The following is a 295-nucleotide window of genomic DNA, read 5'->3' as shown; positions in this document are numbered from 1 at the left end:
GCCAACTCCGGCATTGGCCAACTGGCCGCAGCGGTTAACGCCGGTGATGCAAAGGCGGTTGGAGCGGCATTCAAGGCTGGTTTCAGCGATATCACCCGTCAACCTTTGCAGGATGCTGATGCGTATCAGGCGCTGCTGACGGAGATTGCCGCCGGTTATCAGCCGTTCCTGAAACTCATTCGCCAACCCGCTGATCCTGCTGAAATTATCGCGGCGTTTGGCCGATATCAGCTGCTGTGCGCACTGCCTGAAGGGCCGTTTGGCGTGCAGGGATTGAATCAACGTATTGAGCTGA

Annotated in this window: 1 pseudogene; it reads left to right on the top strand. The window is 57.3% G+C overall.

What is annotated here, in order from left to right:
• Positions 1 to 295, top strand: a pseudogene (gene recD / locus KVT28_RS24855) (exodeoxyribonuclease V subunit alpha); the annotation flags it as partial.

This window comes from Pantoea sp. GbtcB22 (genome assembly GCF_019091025.1).
Taxonomy (GTDB): Bacteria; Pseudomonadota; Gammaproteobacteria; order Enterobacterales; family Enterobacteriaceae; genus Pantoea; species Pantoea leporis.
This window is presented reverse-complemented; position numbering and strand designations above follow the sequence as displayed.